Origin of the sequence: Microcystis sp. M53602_WE12, from assembly GCF_030065455.1 — a bacterium.
Classification (GTDB): domain Bacteria; phylum Cyanobacteriota; class Cyanobacteriia; order Cyanobacteriales; family Microcystaceae; genus Microcystis; species Microcystis aeruginosa.
Genome location: NZ_JASJFB010000892.1, coordinates 1 through 3,186, shown reverse-complemented (window position 1 = coordinate 3,186; position 3,186 = coordinate 1). Strand labels below are relative to the sequence as shown.

Below are 3,186 nucleotides of genomic sequence, written 5' to 3'. Positions count from 1 at the left end.
TCCCGGTTTAGAAGGAATAGAAGCGGCCACCGGTGTGGATGTGGCCAAAAAAATTATCGATTTTGTCGCTAAAAATGCCACCCTAGTCTTAAATCGCGAGCGATATCAATATTAGCCATCAGCCTTGCATCAGTTATCAGTTATCAGTTATCAGTTATCAGTGGGTAAGTTATCAGTGGGTAAGTTATCAGTCAATAGTATTAAGCGATAAGCTCGGAGCTGCCTTTTTACTAAAAAAAATCTCCCCACACCCCACACCCCACACCCCACACCCCACACCCTACACCCCACACCCCACACCCCACACCCCACACCCACTTTCAAGTCAGATGTGATTGATCAATCGGCAAATACACGGACGCTATCGGGAATAATCGATAGTTTTACCTTTGTACCGATGTCTAATTGGGTGTTAATCGTTGTTCTAGCGTGGATTTGGCTGCCGGTAGCCGTTAGCAGACAATAACGGTATTCCCGCCCCAAAAATTGGCGATCGCAAATAACTAGCTCTCCCGTCTCATCTGGCTTAATTTTGACATCTTCCTCTCTTAGCATCAATTCCCCTTTGTCCAAATCTTGACCATCAGGAATTGTCCAGAGTCCTATCTCGGTTTGCCATTGTTCCCCCTCCCGTCTAGCGGGGAGAAAGTTAGCTTGGGTGACAAACTCGGCCACAAATCGCGAGGCCGGATGACTATAAATTTCTTCGGGATTGTTAATTTGTTCTAATTTTCCTTGACAAAGAACCGCAATTGTGTCACTGATCACCATTGCTTCCTCCCGGTCGTGGGTGACAAAAATGGCCGAGATACCAGTCGCTTTCAGGATATGACGGATCTCGTGTCGTAAGCGTTGCCGGACCTGCACATCGAGATTACTTAAAGGTTCATCTAAGAGGATTAAAGAGGGTTTTGGGGCTAAAGCGCGGGCGAGGGCGACTCTTTGCTGTTGTCCTCCCGATAGCTGATGGGGATAACGTTTTTCTAGTCCTTGCAGTCCGACTAAATCTAAAGTTTCCGCCACCCTAGCGTTAATAGCTCTGCTCGATAATTTCTCCCCAGAATTTTTTAACCCGAAGGCGATATTGTCAGCAATGGTTAAATGGGGAAAAAGAGCGTAATCCTGAAAAACCATGCCCGTATTGCGTTTTTCCGGGGGAATAAAGGTTTTTTGGTCGGCAACTATTCGCCCTCCCAATTCAATCACTCCTTGAGATGGTTTTTCAAATCCCGCAATCATCCGCAGTAGAGTGGTTTTACCGCAGCCCGACGGGCCCAATAATCCGAGAATTTCGCCCTCTGTTAAACTAAAACTGATATTATCGACAGCTAGAGTAGGAGAAGCGGGAAAACGCTTGTTAACCTCGGATAAACGCAGAATGACAGACTTTTTCATGGTGGGAAAGACAATCGCCCGGTCGGTGGCGGGGCCATTCACTTAAGAATTATTCCTAATTAGTTCACTATTATTGTTTATAACATCTCAATGCACTAATTAGGAAACTTTCTCAAAAATTTCATGCTCACACCTGAAGATATTATTCTCGTTCCCCGGGGGGCCGAGCATAGCTCAATCCGCCGAGGATTAAGGAAAATCGGCGATTTAGCCCCGCAAATTATCCCGATTAACCTTGGCGCTCCAGAATTCCTCGACAGTTCCTCAGTCTCTGGGCAATCTCTAGAATTTCTTAATAAGCTCACGGGAAAAATTGTGCTGATGGGATTAGCGGGCAGTCTCAGCGATCGCCATCGGGTCGGAGATGGGGTAATCTATCAAGGTTGTGGCGCGGAAACGGGGAATTATTGGCAGTGCGAACCAGAAATAACCGCAGAAATCGCCCAATTAACCGGATATAGTCTTGTTAAAGGTTTAACCAGCGATCGCCTGATTAGCCGATCCGAGGAAAAACGACGTTTAGGACAGGGGGGCTATGAGGTGGTCGATATGGAAGGAGCAAGGATTTTAGCGGCTTTACCGGGGCAAAAAGTGGCAATTGTGCGCGTGATTAGCGATGAGGTGACACAGGATTTACCCGATTTAGCCCCGGCAATTGATAATCAAGGTCAGCTGCTACCATTGCCCCTAGCTCGACAAATGTTAATCCGTCCCATCCCGGCCTTCCATTTGATTCAAGGTTCCCTAAAAGGTTTATCCGTACTAACTCAGGTGGTGCGAAAGTTGTGCGGCAGTAATTTTTAAAAGTTGCTTGCAGATTATTTTTTTTCTGTGCTATAGTGGTTAAGCTAAAATCAAGCGGATGTGGTGGAACTGGTAGACACGCACGTTTGAGGGGCGTGTGGCTTACGCCTTGCGAGTTCGAGTCTCGCCATCCGCATAAACTTTTATCTGCCCTCTGACGAGAATTGCCCTTGTCACCTTGAATGTTGGCAGGATACCACCATTACACCCGTAGGGTCAGTGGGGGAGGAATGCCGGGCAATAGGAAACGCTCGCAGCCCATCGACTCGGGTTGACGGCGAAAAAGAGCGACTCTTCCTTGACGAGCGAGCAACTACCATCGGGGAAAACTTGCCAGGCAAAATCCCACATCCGACAAAAAACCACCGCTAACGGTGGGGGACATGGCATAGTTTTCCTGTGATGCCTAGCTAGGGTTTGCGGCAAAAAGTTTTTCGTGGGGGTAGGGTGTGGGGTGTGGGGTGTGGGGTGTGGGGTGTGGGGTTTTACCCATTTTCAGGTGGTCAATTACCTAATTTTCAGGGAAAAAGTCCCGGAATTTTCCCCCCAATCACTCCAATGGTCGGCACTTTTTGATTGACAAAAGGTCTAAAAGTCTTACCCAACAAGGTTTTTAGACTTTTTCAGCAAGCCCTAAGTTGGTACAAAAAGAGAGGGCAACAAAGCCTGAAACTCCCGACTCCTGACGACCGGCTACTGACTCCTGACTCCTTAACCCCACCAACAAACTTTTTCAGCACACCCCAATTAAGCCCAAAAGAGTTTAATCTCATAGATTCTGAAAGACCCCTAGTGGCAGTAGGAGAAGAGTCTCCTACTGCCGGCAAACTTAAATGATCTCTCAATCTAGATCACTACCACTGGTTTAGCGGCAGCAATGTTGTAACCACTCAGTTGAATGATCGCATCACTAGCGGCTTGGAAACCGGCCGCTCCATTATTGAGAGCGATAAAAGTACCACTTTGACCTGTCACTTTAAAGGCCGC

General features: G+C 47.4%; 3 protein-coding genes, 1 tRNA gene and 1 pseudogene. 3 read left to right on the top strand and 2 right to left on the bottom strand.

Going from position 1 to position 3,186, the window contains the following annotated elements:
* Window positions 1-115 (top strand): annotated as a pseudogene (locus PX482_RS27260) (30S ribosomal protein S6--L-glutamate ligase); the annotation flags it as partial.
* Between the two features lie 224 nt (window positions 116-339).
* Here PX482_RS27260 and PX482_RS27255 read toward each other — a convergent pair.
* Window positions 340-1,395, bottom strand: a complete 1,056-nt coding sequence (locus PX482_RS27255) for an ABC transporter ATP-binding protein (protein WP_043999417.1) — start codon at window positions 1,393-1,395, stop codon at window positions 340-342.
* Between the two features lie 123 nt (window positions 1,396-1,518).
* Here PX482_RS27255 and PX482_RS27250 point away from each other — a divergent pair, with 123 nt between their 5' ends.
* Together PX482_RS27250 and PX482_RS27245 are read left to right on the top strand one after the other, a co-directional pair.
* Window positions 1,519-2,199 carry a nucleoside phosphorylase-I family protein gene (locus PX482_RS27250; RefSeq protein WP_002762621.1) on the top strand — a complete coding sequence of 227 codons (681 nt, stop codon included), beginning with the start codon at window positions 1,519-1,521 and terminating at the stop codon, window positions 2,197-2,199.
* 54 nt (window positions 2,200-2,253) lie between these two features.
* Window positions 2,254-2,335, top strand: a tRNA-Leu gene (locus tag PX482_RS27245).
* A 710-nt stretch (window positions 2,336-3,045) separates the two neighbouring features.
* Here the strand turns inward: PX482_RS27245 and PX482_RS27945 are convergent.
* Window positions 3,046-3,174: a bluetail domain-containing putative surface protein gene (locus tag PX482_RS27945; RefSeq protein WP_353852437.1), complete on the bottom strand. Its 129-nt coding sequence runs from the start codon at window positions 3,172-3,174 to the stop codon at window positions 3,046-3,048.
* Window positions 3,175-3,186 lie beyond the last annotated feature (12 nt).

Bases quoted from the DNA above. Each gene is read 5' to 3' on its own strand.
- PX482_RS27255 (WP_043999417.1), bottom strand. From the start codon at position 1,395: ATGAAAAAGTCTGTCATTCTGCGTTTATCCGAGGTTAACAAGCGTTTT.
- PX482_RS27250 (WP_002762621.1), top strand. From the start codon at position 1,519: ATGCTCACACCTGAAGATATTATTCTCGTTCCCCGGGGGGCCGAGCAT.